The organism is Marinobacter gudaonensis (assembly GCF_900115175.1).
In the GTDB taxonomy this organism is placed as follows: Bacteria; Pseudomonadota; Gammaproteobacteria; order Pseudomonadales; family Oleiphilaceae; genus Marinobacter; species Marinobacter gudaonensis.
Map to the genome: position 1 here is coordinate 622,861 of NZ_FOYV01000001.1, position 13,478 is coordinate 636,338.

The following is a 13,478-nucleotide window of genomic DNA, read 5'->3' on the forward strand; positions in this document are numbered from 1 at the left end:
GCAGACTCTCTTGATGCCTGCGATGTGACCCAGCGCACACCCTGGACACATTCTGTTACAAAAGGGGCCCGGATTTTTGGGGTGCGGCGGTATTCCCGTTATGTTTAAGGAAACAAAAACAAGACAGGGACCTGCCGCATGCCCGGTAAGGCACTACTGATTCCAGCCCTCATACTGACGACGGTTATTGGCACCGGTTATTTTCTGTCTGCCGAGAACCGCTCTGAATTCCAATGGCTGCGTAGCCTGGCCGGCAGCACACCGGCGCCCGCGCCCGCGCCGTATTCCGCCACGACGGCAGACAACCGGAAGTCGCCCGAAGCGACCTCACCCAAGCCGCCCTCCGACAATGCCCTGGGCTTCATGCTCGCGAGCGTCGCCGATCAGTACGAACAGGCCAGCCGTTATCCGGACTGGTCGATCCCCCTCAGCCCGGCCCAGGCCCGCGGCTACCAGGCTAACCACTACGAACCTGTGACCCTGCCACTGCCCGGTGATGGACGATTCACGGTCACCCTCGAAAAGTTTCGCTACACCCGTGGAGACACCATTCTGGTGGCCGCCGCCATTGAGGGCTCCCAGGTGGTTGGCAACACCATGGAAGCGACCCTGGAAACACCACAAAGCCGGGATGCGGTTGTCAGTACACGCCTGGAGGAAGCCGGCTCCCCCGGCTATTACGAGGGAATCCTGACCGCAGATGCCGAGCCCGGGGAATACCGACTGATTGTCGAGGCCACCGTGGACGGCCGCCCGGTACGGCACGCCTCGGCACTGACCATTGAACCGGACCTTGGCGAGTTCGAGGGCCTTGGCGACCCGTTCGTGAGCAATAACAACCTGGTGATACCGGTCAATTTCGCACCGGAGGACCCGGGCTATTACGCTCTTTCTGCCCAGCTCTGGGCGGGACAACAACCGGTTGCCCAACTCCAGGCCGAGAAACGCCTGGACAGCACCAGCGATGTTCTCGAGCTCCGGGCCCACGGCACGGTGCTGGCCAACCGTAACTTCAACGGACAGTTCCAGCTCAAGCACCTCCAGATTCGTCAGTTGCCGGCAAAACCCGGCGACCGCACCCATTACGCTTACGGGCCCGACGAGGGCTACACGTTCACGCCGCCGGATCTGGATCGGCTCACCGATACCCCGGCGGCGAATCCCGAATCGGAACAACGGGCAGCGCTGCTCAGGCAGCTGGCCGACAAGTTCTGATGACAGGGCCCCGGCCCTGCAACAACAATAATTCAGCGAAGACGGAGCAAACATGAAATCAACAACAATAGGAAGTGCCTGTAAGACCGCCCTGGCGGTCGCTATCACCGGCAGCCTGTTTGCCGGTACCACCGCCCAGGCCCAGTTGGCCGGGCATAACGTCATACTGGTGCACGGCTTCCAACAGGAAGACCTGGCCAATCCACCCGCCAACCTTCAGGAAGTGAAGAGTGCCGGCGAGGACTACTGGCGAACCTTCTGGCTATCGCGCTCCGAAGCGCGTATCGACTGGGGCAGTAACGGTCGGGTCGAGGGGGGTATCGCCCAGCAGGCCTACCAGCAGTTGCGCCAGATCAGCCAGCAGGGCCTGTGCAACAACTGGTGCCTGGTGGTGTCCCACTCCACGGGCGACCTGGTAACCCGCTACCTGCTGGAAAACCAGGCGCGATGGCTTCAGTCCGAAGGCCTGCCGCCGCTGAAGATCCTGGCGGCCCTGGACTACTCCGGCGCCGGTGGCGGAACCGAGCTGGCCAACCTCGCCATGAGCCTGGCCTACAACGACAGCTGGTACAACTGGCCCTTGCGCGCCGCGGTGGAGGCGTTTACCGGCATTGAGCCGGAACCGGGCAAACTTGGCGTGGTGAACGACCTGCAAACCAATGCAGCCCGAAACCTGGCCGTCAGCCCCAACAATATTCCCAGACTGCGGTTCGTGGCCGGCGGTTCCTCTTACGGCGGCATCACCAAGCCATTCATCGAAGGCACCGATGACGGCGTGGTGCCCACCCACTCGGCCTGCGGCGCCACATCGGCTGCGGGCATCGATTCGTGCTCCAACAGCATCAGCCTTGCGGGTAAAGTCACCAGCCAGAACGGCCCGGATGCCCTTTACTACAACCACTACCCGATACTGATGAACGAGGGGGCAAGCCACAGCGGGGTGCTTGGCTCGGAAACCGGCAATATTTCGGTGCCCGTGGTCAACAACACCACCCTGGGCGGTTTGCGGGTCGACTTCGCCAGCCGCACCTACAACCGGCGGGCCTGGTGGCAGTGGTGGGGTTCCGGTGACCAGTACATTGAAGTACCAGGCTCCGACCAGACCGACATGTCCAGCCTGGTTTACACCACCCTCAACAACTGAAGTTCTGTGCAATTGCGGCTCAGGGACGAGCCTACCCCCACTTCTCGGTAGTTCTACCCATCTTTTCTTTTTAGTTCGCAAACTATACATTGGTGCGCTTTCCCGATTGACTGAGCCAATGCCGGCGAGCGCAATACCATGTCTGACTCCCACAAATCCGATCTTCTGTTGCTGGTGGTTACCCTGTTTGCAGCCATCAGCTGGATGTTCTCCAAAGAAGCGGTGCTGCTGATGCCCCCGCTCATGTTCATGGCCGCCCGCTTTTTGATTGCCGGTGCGGTACTGGCCTTCTTTGCCCGGCGCTCACTGATGAAGCTCAGCCTGGACCAGCTCCGCCGCAGTGTTGGCGTTGGCCTGGTGTTCGGCACCGCCATGACCTGCTGGGTCATGGGCCTGGTTCATGGCACCAGCCTTGGCGAGGGTGCCTTTCTCACCAGCCTCGGCGTGGTGATTGTGCCCATCATTGCCCGGCTTGTTTTCCGCGAAGCCCAGCCACCAAGCACCTGGCTGGCAATCCCCATTGCAGTTGCGGGCCTGGCCCTGTTATCGCTGGAGAACGGCTTCCGGCCTGAAGCCGGTCAGATTTTCTTTGTACTTGCGGCCAGCATTTTTGCCCTGTACTTCAATCTCAATACCCGGGCCGCAAACCAGCGAACCGTGGTGGACCGCCTGGGCAAAACTGTGGAGAAACACCGGGTACCGGCCCTGCCCCTGACCGCCATTGCCCTGCTGACCGTAGGCGTGCTGACCCTCGTGGAATCCCTGTTGCTGGAACCCTGGCAACCCACACTGGGCAACCTTACCCCGATACTGGTGTGGTGGGTGGCCGCCAGCGCCGTGATCGGTACCGCCGGCCGCTTTCTGCTGCAAACCCTGGCCCAGAGCCTCTCGGCCAACAGCCACGGCGTGGTGATCCTGGTGCTGGAACCAGTGTGGGTGGCGCTGTTCGCTGCAGCCTGGTTCGGAGAGTCCATGACAGCCATCCAACTGGGCGGCTGCGGGCTCATTTTTGCGGCGCTGATCGTCAACCGCTGGACCGTTCTGAGCAAAGCCATCAAGACGCAATTGCGAAGTCGGAAAACCGCCTAAAAGAGGTTGACCAGCCCGGAGGGAATCAGTATATTTCGTCCCCGTTGCAGGACACAGGACCATAGCTCAGTTGGTTAGAGCGCTACCTTGACATGGTAGAGGTCCGCGGTTCGAATCCGCGTGGTCCTACCACTCCTGCATCCCGGTCAATGTCGTACACACCTCTCACGACTGACTTTTTCTCTTCTCCGATCTGTCTCCCAAGCGAACCATCCAACGTCTAACCGTGTTAGTCTTTGGTCATCCCCTATGCTGGTTTCGCTGACTTCGGAGGACCTTGTGACTGCATTCACCTTCAACACTACCAAGAGCGTCATTTGCGAACCCGGAGCCATCAAGCGCCTCGGGACTCTCGCGAGGGAGCAGATTGGCGCCAGAGTATTGCTGGTTACCGATCCCGGCCTCGTCATGGCGGGCCTGATCGACCCGGCCATCAACTCGCTGAAGGAGGCTGGCGTCCATTACGAGCTGTTCGGAGACGTGGTTGCTGACCCACCCGTTTCAGTGGTAGAGGCCGCTCTGGCGCAGGCACGCGCTTCCAGAATTGATGGCGTGATCGGATTTGGCGGTGGCTCGTCCATGGATGTGGCCAAACTGATCGCACTGCTGATTGGTGGTGGCGAAACGCTTGATGAAGTGTATGGGGTCGGCCAGGCCAAGGGGCAGCGTTTACCGCTGATCCAGATTCCGACCACGGCGGGGACCGGCTCCGAAGTAACCCCCATCTCGATCATCACGGTCGGCGACACCGAGAAGAAAGGCGTGGTGGCGCCGCAGCTGCTGCCAGACATCGCTTTGCTGGATGCCGAGCTGACGCTTGGGCTTCCGGCCCATGTCACCGCCGCCACCGGCATCGACGCCATGGTGCACGCCATTGAAAGCTACACCTCGGCCTCCGCCAACAATAATCCGGTCTCCCGGGCGCTCGCTCGCGAAGCCCTGCGGTTGCTGGGCGCGAATATCGAAACCGCGGTGAAGGATGGCCGGAATGTCCGGGCGCGCTCCGATATGCTGCTGGGAGCCATGCTTGCGGGCCAGGCCTTTGCCAACTCTCCGGTCGCCGCTGTTCATGCCCTGGCCTATCCGATTGGTGGCATTTTCCATGTACCCCATGGCCTGTCCAACGCGCTGGTGCTGCCCCATGTGATGCGCTTCAACGCCGAGCTCTGTAACGAGTCCTATGCCGTCCTGGCAACGGACGCCTTTCCGGATCTTGCCTCAACGCCTGCCGAGCAGCGAACCCGGGAGTTTATTGACCGCCTCGAGGCACTGAGTGCGGATCTGGGCCTGGAGCAGACACTTCGCGAGGTGGGCGTGGGCGAATCCGACCTGCCGGTCTTGGCCGCGGACGCCATGAAGCAGACCCGACTGCTCGTGAACAATCCCAGGGAGGTGACTGAAGCAGACGCCCTGGCCATTTACCAGGCGGCGTATTAAAGGGGCGACAAGCAATGCAGCGTGACGAATTCAGGGTGTTCTATCCGGTATCCACCCGCTGGATGGACAACGACGTCTACGGGCATGTGAACAATGTCACCTACTACTCGTATTTCGACTCAACCATCAACCGGTATCTGATTGAAGAAGGCGGTCTGGATATTCACAAGGCGCCGGTGGTGGGCTTTGTGGTGAGCTCATCCTGCCAGTTCCGCCGGCCGGTGGCCTATCCCGACGCGCTATCGGTCGGCCTCCGGGTCCTGAAACTGGGCAACAGTTCGGTGACCTACGAGCTCGGCATATTCAGGGAATCGGACAGCGAAGCTTCAGCGGTTGGCCAGGTGGTGCATGTGTTTGTGGATCGCGCCGAGAACCGTTCGGTCAGCATTCCTGCGCCCATCCGGCGTTGCCTCGAGGCAGTGGCCGCCGACTGAACGCTATACCTTGTAGAAGTCCCGATACCAGTCCACAAACCGGCCAATGCCCTCTTCCACGGGTGTTGCCGGCTTGTAGCCGACGTCCGCTATCAGGTCGTCGACATTGGCGTAGGTGGCCGGCACATCGCCCGGCTGGAGTGGCAGGAGGTTTTTCTCGGCTTTCTTGCCGACTTTCTCCTCGATAATCTCAATGAAGCGTGACAGCTCCACCGGGTTGTTGCTGCCAATGTTGTACAGGCGGTAAGGCGCCTTGCTGGTCCCCGGGTCCGGCGTTAGGCCGCTCCAGTGATCGTTGGGTTCCGCCACATGATCGAGGGTGCGGATGACACCCTCAACGATGTCGTCGATGTAGGTGAAGTCCCGGCGATGATGGCCGTGGTTGAACACGTCGATGGGTTCCCCGGCGAGGATCTTCTTCGTGAAGATAAACAGCGCCATGTCCGGTCGGCCCCAGGGGCCGTAAACGGTAAAGAATCGCAAACCGGTGGTGGGCAGGTTATAAAGATGGCTGTAGGTGTGGGCCATCAGCTCGTTGGCCTTCTTGGAGGCGGCGTAGAGGCTCAGGGGGTGGTCCACATTGTCGTGCACCGAGAACGGCATGGTCTCGTTGGCACCGTAGACGGAGCTGCTGGATGCGTACACCAGGTGTTGCACCCCGTTATGGCGACAGCCCTCCAGAATATTCATGAACCCCACCAGGTTGGCATCCACATAAGCGTGGGGATTCTCCAGGGAGTACCGGACACCGGCCTGGGCCGCCAGGTGCACCACCCGATCGGGGCGGTGCTTGGCAAACAGCGACGCCATGGACGCACGATCGGCGACATCCTGACGTACTTCAAGGAAACCCTTCTTGCCGGTCAGACGCGCCAGCCGGGCCTCCTTGAGGTTTACGTCGTAGTAGTCGTTGACGTTGTCCACGCCAATCACCTCATCGCCGCGATCAAGCAGACGATGGGCAAGGTGCGACCCGATAAAGCCGGCAGTACCGGTAACAAGAATCTTCAAGTGTCTCTCCCTGGAGTCTGTGTCGGGATCAGAAGGTGACGCCCGCGCTCACGAACGGCCCGCCAATCTCAACGTCCAGCCGATCGTCTCCGTCCTCGTAATCGATCGACATCTGGCGGTAACCCGCCCGCAACTGAACCAGCGCGATTTCAAACTGACCAAAGGCGTTGAAATCGTGCAGGGAATCGCCGTCATAGCTGATCAGGTTGCCTTCGGCACCAACAGACAGGCCGGTGAGCGGCAGATCAAAGCGGGCAGCGAGATAACCCATGGGAATCACCGCATCCACTTCCGTGCGGTTCACCCGGTTGGCGCCACCCTGCTCCTGAATCAACAATTCTCCGTTCAGATCGCGCGCCGTCACGCCCAGGTCGAGATTGACCCAGTTGTCCAGCACTTCGTAATAGAACGTGAAGTCAACCTGCTCCAGATCCAGTTCCGAACGCACATTCACACCGGTACCTACCGTGGTGATATCGCCGAAATCCGCTCCCAGTTCACCCTGACCGCTCTGCTGAACCAGGGTGTAGTTCAGGCGAACGTTCGGCAACACCGGCACCGGATGCTCAACGTAGAGCGAGGCATTGGCGTTGGTGTCGTTGTCCAGGTTCAGATCGTTCTCAACATCCACCACATCATTGTTTGTGGCAGCCTTACCGGAAAGATCGGAATCCCAGTAACTTACGCTGGCACCCAGCCCAACCACATCGGCCTGGGACATCGGCGCCACCAGAATCAGTGAACCGCCTACAGCTAGCATCAGTTTACGCATAACGCACCTATTGGAATTGTAGTGAGTGGTAATCAGTCGAACTGGATGCCCAGCCGGCGACCGACTTCCTCGTAGGTTTCAATTACCTCGCCCAATCCCTGGCGGAAACGATCCTTGTCCATTTTCTTGCGGGTTTCCTTGTCCCAGATCCGACAGCCATCCGGGCTGAATTCGTCGCCCAGAACGATCTGGCCACCGCTGCGACCAAATTCCAGCTTGTAGTCAACCAGCATCATTCCGGCATCATCGAACAGCGCCTTGAGCACGTCATTCACCTTGTAGGTGAGCGTCTTCATCTGGCCGAGTTCCTGCTCGGTGGCCCAGCCGAAGCTGACCGCCAGTGACTCATTCACCATGGGGTCGTGCAACGCATCGTTCTTGAGAAACAGTTCATAGGTGGGAGGATTGAGGGCCTTGCCCTCCTCAACACCCAGCCGGCGGCACAGACTGCCCGCGGACACGTTGCGAACGACGCACTCCACCGGAATCATGTCGAGCTTCTTGACCAGCGACTCGGTAGACGACAGCAGACCCTCAAAATGGGTCGGCACGCCGACGGCTTCCAGCTTTTCCATGATGAAAGCGTTGAACTTGTTGTTCACCATGCCCTTGCGGTTCAGCTGTTCCTTCTTTTCACCGTCGAAGGCGGAGGTATCGTCCCGGAACACCATCACGAACCGCTCGGGATCGTCGGTACGGTAGACGGATTTTGCCTTGCCAGCGTAGAGTTCTTCGCGTTTTTCCATTAGAAGTCTCCGAAAAACGGCCGCCACGGGCGGCCACCTTCTCAATCAGTATAGGTAATCGAACAGCTGTTCCAGTAACTCGGCCGGCGATCGGCTGGCCTCGGTACCCGGTAGTTGCTGCGCCGAGATCACGACGGCGTCTGCCTCCTGGCGAAGCATGACAGTGTGGGTATGCTCTGGTGAGGACTCTGAACTGAACCAGCTGAACCAGCCAGGGTCGCGCTCATCCTCGGTACGGAAGTCCACCTGGAACCAGCCTTCGCTGCGGTTCAGGTCAACCACCGGAATCCCAGAATCGCCCAGGGCCCGGTTCACCTCGGCCCAGGAGCGACCGTAATCCAGTTCCATGCGGATGGCCACGGCTTCGTCGTTCTCGGAGATCAGCCTCACGAGGGGATCGCTCACCATTCCTGAGGCCGCCCGGGAGAATGCCTTGGTTTCTTCCTGGGCGCGCAGGAAGTCACCCATGTCTTCCAGCAGCCGTTTCTGGAACGCCAGTGCCTCTTCGGTGGGTTCGGCGATGGTGCTCCAGGGAATCAGCTCATCGGGCTGATCCTCGACGTTCACCCGGCGAACCTGTATCTCGGTGGTCTTGCGGCGAACACCCGGCGCCATCCGGACCTGCACCAGTACTTTCTGCTCACCGGCGGACGGATTGTCTGGCAGCTCCGCCAGTTGCCGCGCACGTTTGCTGAAGTTCACCAGTTCGGTCTGCAGCAGCCCCAGCTGCGGGCTATCAAAACTGACACCGAGACCACGATCGCTCAGGTAGCTGTTGACCGCTGGCCAAAGCCGGCCGGGCACGTCGTTCACCAAAAGCCAGACACGTCCGTCGAGCTCTTCAATCGCGTAGTTCTCGTCCAGAATGTCGGAGGTCATGTCCGGGGGGCGGGGGATGTCGGACGGGTACATCCGGCTGGCATCCGCGGGCTTCACATCGCGAATGGGCATTGTCTGACTGAAGCGGGATTTGTCAGCGGATTCGGGCAGCTCAAGCGGCTGCCCCTCCGGCGCGTTGACATACCGCTCCGAGCGGTCTTCAACGAGGCTGCAGCCGGCAACTGACGTAAGCAGAAGAAAGCCGGACACGGCCGCAGTGCGCGTGATCAAGGACGATTTCTTTGACATGAGGGTACTACCGGTTCTCTCTGGAACCTGCATCAGGTGACTCCGGGCTTGGAAACGTTTGGACAATCTCAGAGTACACCTGAGGCCTTGAGGGCATCTTCCACTTCTCCGTGGAACTTCTCGCTCAACGGAGTGAGCGGCAGGCGAATACCCTCGCCGATCATACCCATCCGATGCAGGGCCCATTTCACCGGAATGGGGTTGGCTTCGAGGAAGAGCTTCCGGTTCAGCGGCATGAGCAGCTCGTTCAGGCGCTCAGTCTCCTCACGGTTGCCCGCAATGGCGGCTTCGCACAGCTGGGACATGCCTTTAGGTGCCACGTTCGCGGTCACTGACACATTGCCCTTGGCACCAGCGAGCATAAGCTCGGCGGCGGTGGCGTCGTCACCCGAGTACACGGCAAGTCGGCCCTCGAGTGCCTGGATGAGCTCGGCACCCCGGGGGATGTTCCCGGTGGCGTCTTTGATACCGACAATATTCGGGATGTCGGCCAGGCGCAGAACGGTTTCGTTCAGCATGTCGCACGCAGTACGGCCAGGCACGTTGTACAGCATCTGGCTCATGCCCGGGACGGCTTCGGCAATGGCCTTGAAATGACGGTAAAGGCCTTCCTGGGTCGGCTTGTTGTAGTACGGCACCACCAGCAGACAGGCATCAGCGCCCAGCTTGTGGGCTTCGGTGGTCAGCTCGATCGCTTCGCGGGTGCTATTGCCCCCGGTGCCGGCGATTACCGGGATACGACCGTTGACCCGCTTGATGATGTGGCCAATTACCCGGCAGTGCTCTTCCGGATCCAGCGTTGCCGACTCGCCGGTGGTTCCGACGGCAACAATGCCGTGAGTACCGTTATCCAGGTGAAAGTCCACCAGCTTGTCCAGATCTTCCCAGTGAATTTCACCGTCTGGATGCATGGGCGTGACCAGTGCGACAAGGCTACCCGTAATCATAAAAGCTCCGTCCGAATAAAACCGATATGGTAATGTTGGGCACGAACTGACACAAGGGAATTAAAGGAGATGTCATGCCCTCCGTTGAGTTAAACAAACCCGTGCCGGATTTTGAAGCACCGGCCACGGGAAACCAGACCATTCGACTGGACGACCTGAAAGGTCGTAATGTAGTGATCTATTTCTACCCCAAGGACAACACGCCTGGGTGCACCACCGAAGGCCAGGATTTCCGGGACCGCATGCAGCAGTTCGAGGAACTGGATACCGAAATCCTCGGGGTATCCCGCGACGGCCTGAAGGCCCACGAGAACTTCCGCGCCAAGCACGAATTTCCGTTCCACCTGATTTCGGACAAAGACGAAGCCCTGTGTCAGCTGTTTGATGTCATCAAACTGAAAAAGCTGTACGGCAAGGAGTACATGGGCGTGGACCGAAGCACGTTCCTGATCGACAGGGAGGGAATTCTTCGGGCCGAGTGGCGCGGCGTGAAGGTCAAGGGCCATGCCGAGGCGGTGCTGGAGGCTGTCAGGGCGCTCTGACGAGCGCCCGTTGAGCTGTCTGGTCGGGGGCGTTACTTCGCTTGCGTGGTCTCGACCGGAACAGACGCCCCGTCCTTGACAGGCCAGGCCGCAAAAACCGCCTTCAGCATGGTGGCCAGCGGAATCGCAAAAAATACGCCCCAGAGGCCCCAAATGCCGCCAAAGAACAGCACCGCCACGATGATGGCGACCGGATGAAGGTTGTTCACCTCTGAAAACAGGATGGGTACCAGAACGTTACCGTCGAGGGCCTGGATTACGCCATACACCACCATCACCCAGATAAAATGGCTGCCCCAGCCGAACGCGAACAGCGCGATTACCGCCACCGGAATGGTGACCACGGCAGCCCCGATGTATGGAATCACCACGCTCAGGCCCACCAGCAGCGCCAGCAGGGCAGCGTACGGCATGCCCAGCAGCTTGAAGGCAATGTAGGTGGCACCGCCCACAATGAGGATCTCCAGCGCCTTGCCGCGAACATAGTTGGCGCACTGCAGGTTCACCTCGTGCCAGATCTGCAGCATCATGGGCCGCTGGGGTGGCAGCAAACGGGCAATGGACCCCAGCAGCACCTCCCGGTCCTTCAGGAAGAAGAACACCAGGATCGGCACCAGCACCATGTAGATCAGCAGCGCCACCAGATCGGGAATACTGGAGAGGGAAAACGACACCAGCCATTGGGTCAGGTGTCCCACTTCGGTACTCACCTGGCTGTACACCTGGGCGACCGCTTCACCGGAAATCAGATGGGGGTACTGTTCCGGCAAGAGTTCCAGGTAGGACTGGAGTTCCCGGATAATGCGTGGCGCCTCACCGGCCAGGTTGCTGAGCTGGGTCCAGATAAGGGGCAGGAGCCCGAACAGGAAGCCAACCAACACCCCGAGGAACACTAGGAAAACCGTCAGGATTGAAAGGGTTTCCGGGACACCCAGCCGGTTGAGCTTGGTTACCAGCCCCTGCAGAATAAAGGCAACGATCAGGGAGGCAATGGCCGGGGCGAGCATGGCCCCGAACCAGATCACAAAGACGGTGCCAGTGACCAGTATCAGAAAAAGGATGACGGCTTCTTCATCCGAGAAATATTTGTGGGCAAGACCACGTAACGTCCTGATCATCGACAACTCCGAATCATTGACCGCCGCACTTTATCACAAACCGGTATTGGCCGGCGGACTCCGAACTGCTCATGAGCTTATGGTCGGACAACTCGAGGAAAGCGGGAATGTCCCGTGCAGAACCGGCGTCGGTGGCGATCACCTCGAGCTCCTCGCCAGGCGCCATACTGTTGAGTTCCAGCTTGGTTTTCAGCAACGGCATCGGGCAGCGAAGCCCGGACGCATCAAGAACACGATCAACCATCGGGATTACACACCATACGGACAAACTGTAAGGGAATTTAACAAGCGGGCATTGTGCCGGGAGTGATAATGTACTGCATTAATGTCCTCTGCAAGCGGGGGCCCGAACTTTTCACAATGCGCTGCTGTCCAATCGGCAGTTCCAGGCAAAGGCATTCTGTATCAGATGATGGCAAGACATTTCCGCACCCGTCCGTTTCCGGCACTGATGAAGAGCGCCCTACTCGCGCTCATGCTGGCAGGCACTGCCCTGCCGGCACAGGCGCAGCAGGACAGCCGCTTACCCAGCATCGGTGGTAGTGGCGGCGGCCTGATCGCTGGCCAGCAGGAGTCGGACATTGGCCAACAGGTGATGGTATCAATCCGTCGCTCGGCGCCACGCATCACCGACCCACTGGTTTACGACTACGTGAATGCCATTACCTACCGGCTGGTACCCTTCGCCCCTCTGCAGGACCGGGATCTGACCCTGGCGCTGATCGACAGTCCGGCGATCAACGCCTTTGCCGTGCCAGGGGGCATCGTTGGCGTAAACGGCGGCCTGTTCCTCAACGCCGCAACGGAACAGCAGTTCGCCTCGGTACTCGCCCACGAACTTGCACACCTCAGCCAGCGGCATTTTGCCCGGCGCATGGAGCAGCAAGAAACCAGCGCTCCCCTCACCCTGGCCGGCATGATCGCCGGCATCGTGCTGTCAGCGGTCACCCAGTCTGACATCGGTATCGCGGCGATCGCTGGCAGCCAGGCACTGGCGGTACAGAACATGTTGGCGTACAGCCGGGCCCACGAGCAGGAAGCAGACCGCGTAGGCCTTGAGATATTGGCCAACGCCGGGATGGACCCCAGGGGCATGCCCGAGATGTTCGAGATCATGATGCGGCAGAACCGGATGCAGGGGAACCGGCTGCCGGAATACCTCTCAACCCACCCACTCACCCAGAGCCGGGTTGCCGACACCCGAAACCGGGCCGAGCAATACCCTGACGAACGCATCCGGGACGGTCAGGAGTACCACCTGATGCGCAGCAGGCTGCAGGTACACTACGCACCTTCAGCCGATGTGGCGGTGGAAACCTTTGAATCCTATCTGGATCGGGAGGACGCCAAGCGCAACGACGCCATTCGCTATGGCCTGGCAGTCGCCTACCTGTCCAATCGACAGTACGAGAAAGCCGCCAACCTGCTGAATGATCTACTGGCCAGAAATCCCGGTCGAATTACCTTTCTTGTGACCCTCGCGGAGGTACGCCTGGCTCAGAAACGGTTGGATGACGCCCGGACGATCCTTCAGGACGCACTTTCACGTAACCCCGGCAATTACCCGATCACCTTCCAGCTGGCGGAGACCGAGATAGCCGACGGTAACGGCGCGGCGGCAGCGGAACATCTGAAACAACTGACCCGCAGATTGCCGGGCCAGGAGCACCTCTGGCTGAAGCTGGCCGAAGCGGAAGGGATGGCAAGGAATATTGTGGGCGTTCACCGTGCTCGGGCGGAATACGACGTGCTCATGGGCGACCTGGAGTCGGCCCAGAGGCAACTGCGACAGGCCCAGGAAAAACTGCCGGCCGGCGCGCCCCAGCGGCAAATCGTGACCGAGCGGCTGGCCGAGATCACCAGCCGACTCTACGCCAGGAACAACGGTTGAGGCA

General features: G+C 60.0%; 14 protein-coding genes and 1 tRNA gene. 8 read left to right on the forward strand and 7 right to left on the reverse strand.

Annotation, left to right across the window (positions count from 1 at the left end):
• Window positions 1–138: 138 nt before the first annotated feature.
• The 6 genes from BM344_RS02815 (at window position 139) to BM344_RS02840 (ending at window position 5,319) form a co-directional block, all read left to right on the forward strand.
• A complete protein-coding gene (locus tag BM344_RS02815) occupies window positions 139–1,215 on the forward strand; it encodes a hypothetical protein (RefSeq protein ID WP_091985770.1) in 1,077 nt (358 codons plus the stop codon).
• Window positions 1,216–1,267: 52 nt separating this feature from the next.
• Window positions 1,268–2,359 carry a hypothetical protein gene (locus BM344_RS02820; protein WP_091985772.1) on the forward strand — a complete coding sequence of 364 codons (1,092 nt, stop codon included), beginning with the start codon at window positions 1,268–1,270 and terminating at the stop codon, window positions 2,357–2,359.
• 138 nt (window positions 2,360–2,497) lie between these two features.
• Entirely contained in the window at window positions 2,498–3,448 is a 951-nt protein-coding gene (locus BM344_RS02825; protein WP_091985774.1) for a DMT family transporter, read from the forward strand.
• A 55-nt stretch (window positions 3,449–3,503) separates the two neighbouring features.
• Window positions 3,504–3,580: transfer RNA gene (locus BM344_RS02830), tRNA-Val, on the forward strand.
• 147 nt (window positions 3,581–3,727) lie between these two features.
• Window positions 3,728–4,885, forward strand: a complete 1,158-nt coding sequence (locus BM344_RS02835; protein WP_091990727.1) for an iron-containing alcohol dehydrogenase — start codon at window positions 3,728–3,730, stop codon at window positions 4,883–4,885.
• Window positions 4,886–4,899: 14 nt separating this feature from the next.
• Window positions 4,900–5,319, forward strand: a complete 420-nt coding sequence (locus BM344_RS02840; RefSeq protein WP_091985776.1) for an acyl-CoA thioesterase — start codon at window positions 4,900–4,902, stop codon at window positions 5,317–5,319.
• A gap of 3 nt (window positions 5,320–5,322) precedes the next feature.
• Here the strand turns inward: BM344_RS02840 and BM344_RS02845 are convergent, their stop codons facing one another.
• The 5 genes from BM344_RS02845 to dapA form a co-directional block, all read right to left on the reverse strand.
• The gene (locus BM344_RS02845) at window positions 5,323–6,330 is read right to left on the reverse strand and encodes an NAD-dependent epimerase (protein WP_091985779.1); all 1,008 of its coding nucleotides are present in this window, start codon (window positions 6,328–6,330) and stop codon (window positions 5,323–5,325) included.
• Between the two features lie 28 nt (window positions 6,331–6,358).
• A complete protein-coding gene (locus tag BM344_RS02850) occupies window positions 6,359–7,102 on the reverse strand; it encodes a TIGR04219 family outer membrane beta-barrel protein (RefSeq protein WP_091985782.1) in 744 nt (247 codons plus the stop codon).
• A gap of 32 nt (window positions 7,103–7,134) precedes the next feature.
• A complete protein-coding gene (purC, locus tag BM344_RS02855) occupies window positions 7,135–7,848 on the reverse strand; it encodes a phosphoribosylaminoimidazolesuccinocarboxamide synthase (RefSeq protein ID WP_091985785.1) in 714 nt (237 codons plus the stop codon).
• Between the two features lie 45 nt (window positions 7,849–7,893).
• On the reverse strand, window positions 7,894–8,976 hold the full coding sequence (gene bamC / locus BM344_RS02860; protein WP_228143537.1) for an outer membrane protein assembly factor BamC: 1,083 nt from the start codon (window positions 8,974–8,976) through the stop codon (window positions 7,894–7,896).
• Window positions 8,977–9,044: 68 nt separating this feature from the next.
• On the reverse strand, window positions 9,045–9,923 hold the full coding sequence (gene dapA, locus BM344_RS02865) for a 4-hydroxy-tetrahydrodipicolinate synthase (RefSeq protein WP_091985791.1): 879 nt from the start codon (window positions 9,921–9,923) through the stop codon (window positions 9,045–9,047).
• Window positions 9,924–9,997: 74 nt separating this feature from the next.
• On the opposite strand from dapA, the gene BM344_RS02870 reads away from it, so the two are divergent.
• Entirely contained in the window at window positions 9,998–10,465 is a 468-nt protein-coding gene (locus tag BM344_RS02870) for a peroxiredoxin (RefSeq protein ID WP_091985794.1), read from the forward strand.
• A gap of 32 nt (window positions 10,466–10,497) precedes the next feature.
• On the opposite strand, the gene BM344_RS02875 is transcribed toward BM344_RS02870, so the two are convergent.
• Together BM344_RS02875 and BM344_RS02880 are read right to left on the reverse strand one after the other, a co-directional pair.
• A complete protein-coding gene (locus BM344_RS02875) occupies window positions 10,498–11,583 on the reverse strand; it encodes an AI-2E family transporter (protein WP_091985796.1) in 1,086 nt (361 codons plus the stop codon).
• A gap of 13 nt (window positions 11,584–11,596) precedes the next feature.
• Window positions 11,597–11,827: a sulfurtransferase TusA family protein gene (locus tag BM344_RS02880; RefSeq protein ID WP_091985798.1), complete on the reverse strand. Its 231-nt coding sequence runs from the start codon at window positions 11,825–11,827 to the stop codon at window positions 11,597–11,599.
• Between the two features lie 168 nt (window positions 11,828–11,995).
• Here BM344_RS02880 and BM344_RS02885 point away from each other — a divergent pair, with 168 nt between their 5' ends.
• Window positions 11,996–13,474 carry a M48 family metalloprotease gene (locus BM344_RS02885; protein WP_091990729.1) on the forward strand — a complete coding sequence of 493 codons (1,479 nt, stop codon included), beginning with the start codon at window positions 11,996–11,998 and terminating at the stop codon, window positions 13,472–13,474.
• The last annotated feature ends 4 nt before the right edge of the window (window positions 13,475–13,478 follow it).

Excerpts from the sequence above, each read along its gene's own strand:
- BM344_RS02815 (WP_091985770.1), top strand. The coding sequence starts at position 139 with ATGCCCGGTAAGGCACTACTGATTCCAGCCCTCATACTGACGACGGTT.
- BM344_RS02820 (WP_091985772.1), top strand. The coding sequence starts at position 1,268 with ATGAAATCAACAACAATAGGAAGTGCCTGTAAGACCGCCCTGGCGGTC.
- BM344_RS02825 (WP_091985774.1), top strand. The coding sequence starts at position 2,498 with ATGTCTGACTCCCACAAATCCGATCTTCTGTTGCTGGTGGTTACCCTG.
- BM344_RS02840 (WP_091985776.1), top strand. The coding sequence starts at position 4,900 with ATGCAGCGTGACGAATTCAGGGTGTTCTATCCGGTATCCACCCGCTGG.
- BM344_RS02850 (WP_091985782.1), bottom strand. The coding sequence starts at position 7,102 with ATGCGTAAACTGATGCTAGCTGTAGGCGGTTCACTGATTCTGGTGGCG.
- purC (WP_091985785.1), bottom strand. The coding sequence starts at position 7,848 with ATGGAAAAACGCGAAGAACTCTACGCTGGCAAGGCAAAATCCGTCTAC.
- bamC (WP_228143537.1), bottom strand. The coding sequence starts at position 8,976 with ATGTCAAAGAAATCGTCCTTGATCACGCGCACTGCGGCCGTGTCCGGC.
- dapA (WP_091985791.1), bottom strand. The coding sequence starts at position 9,923 with ATGATTACGGGTAGCCTTGTCGCACTGGTCACGCCCATGCATCCAGAC.
- BM344_RS02870 (WP_091985794.1), top strand. The coding sequence starts at position 9,998 with ATGCCCTCCGTTGAGTTAAACAAACCCGTGCCGGATTTTGAAGCACCG.
- BM344_RS02875 (WP_091985796.1), bottom strand. The coding sequence starts at position 11,583 with ATGATCAGGACGTTACGTGGTCTTGCCCACAAATATTTCTCGGATGAA.
- BM344_RS02880 (WP_091985798.1), bottom strand. The coding sequence starts at position 11,827 with ATGGTTGATCGTGTTCTTGATGCGTCCGGGCTTCGCTGCCCGATGCCG.
- BM344_RS02885 (WP_091990729.1), top strand. The coding sequence starts at position 11,996 with ATGGCAAGACATTTCCGCACCCGTCCGTTTCCGGCACTGATGAAGAGC.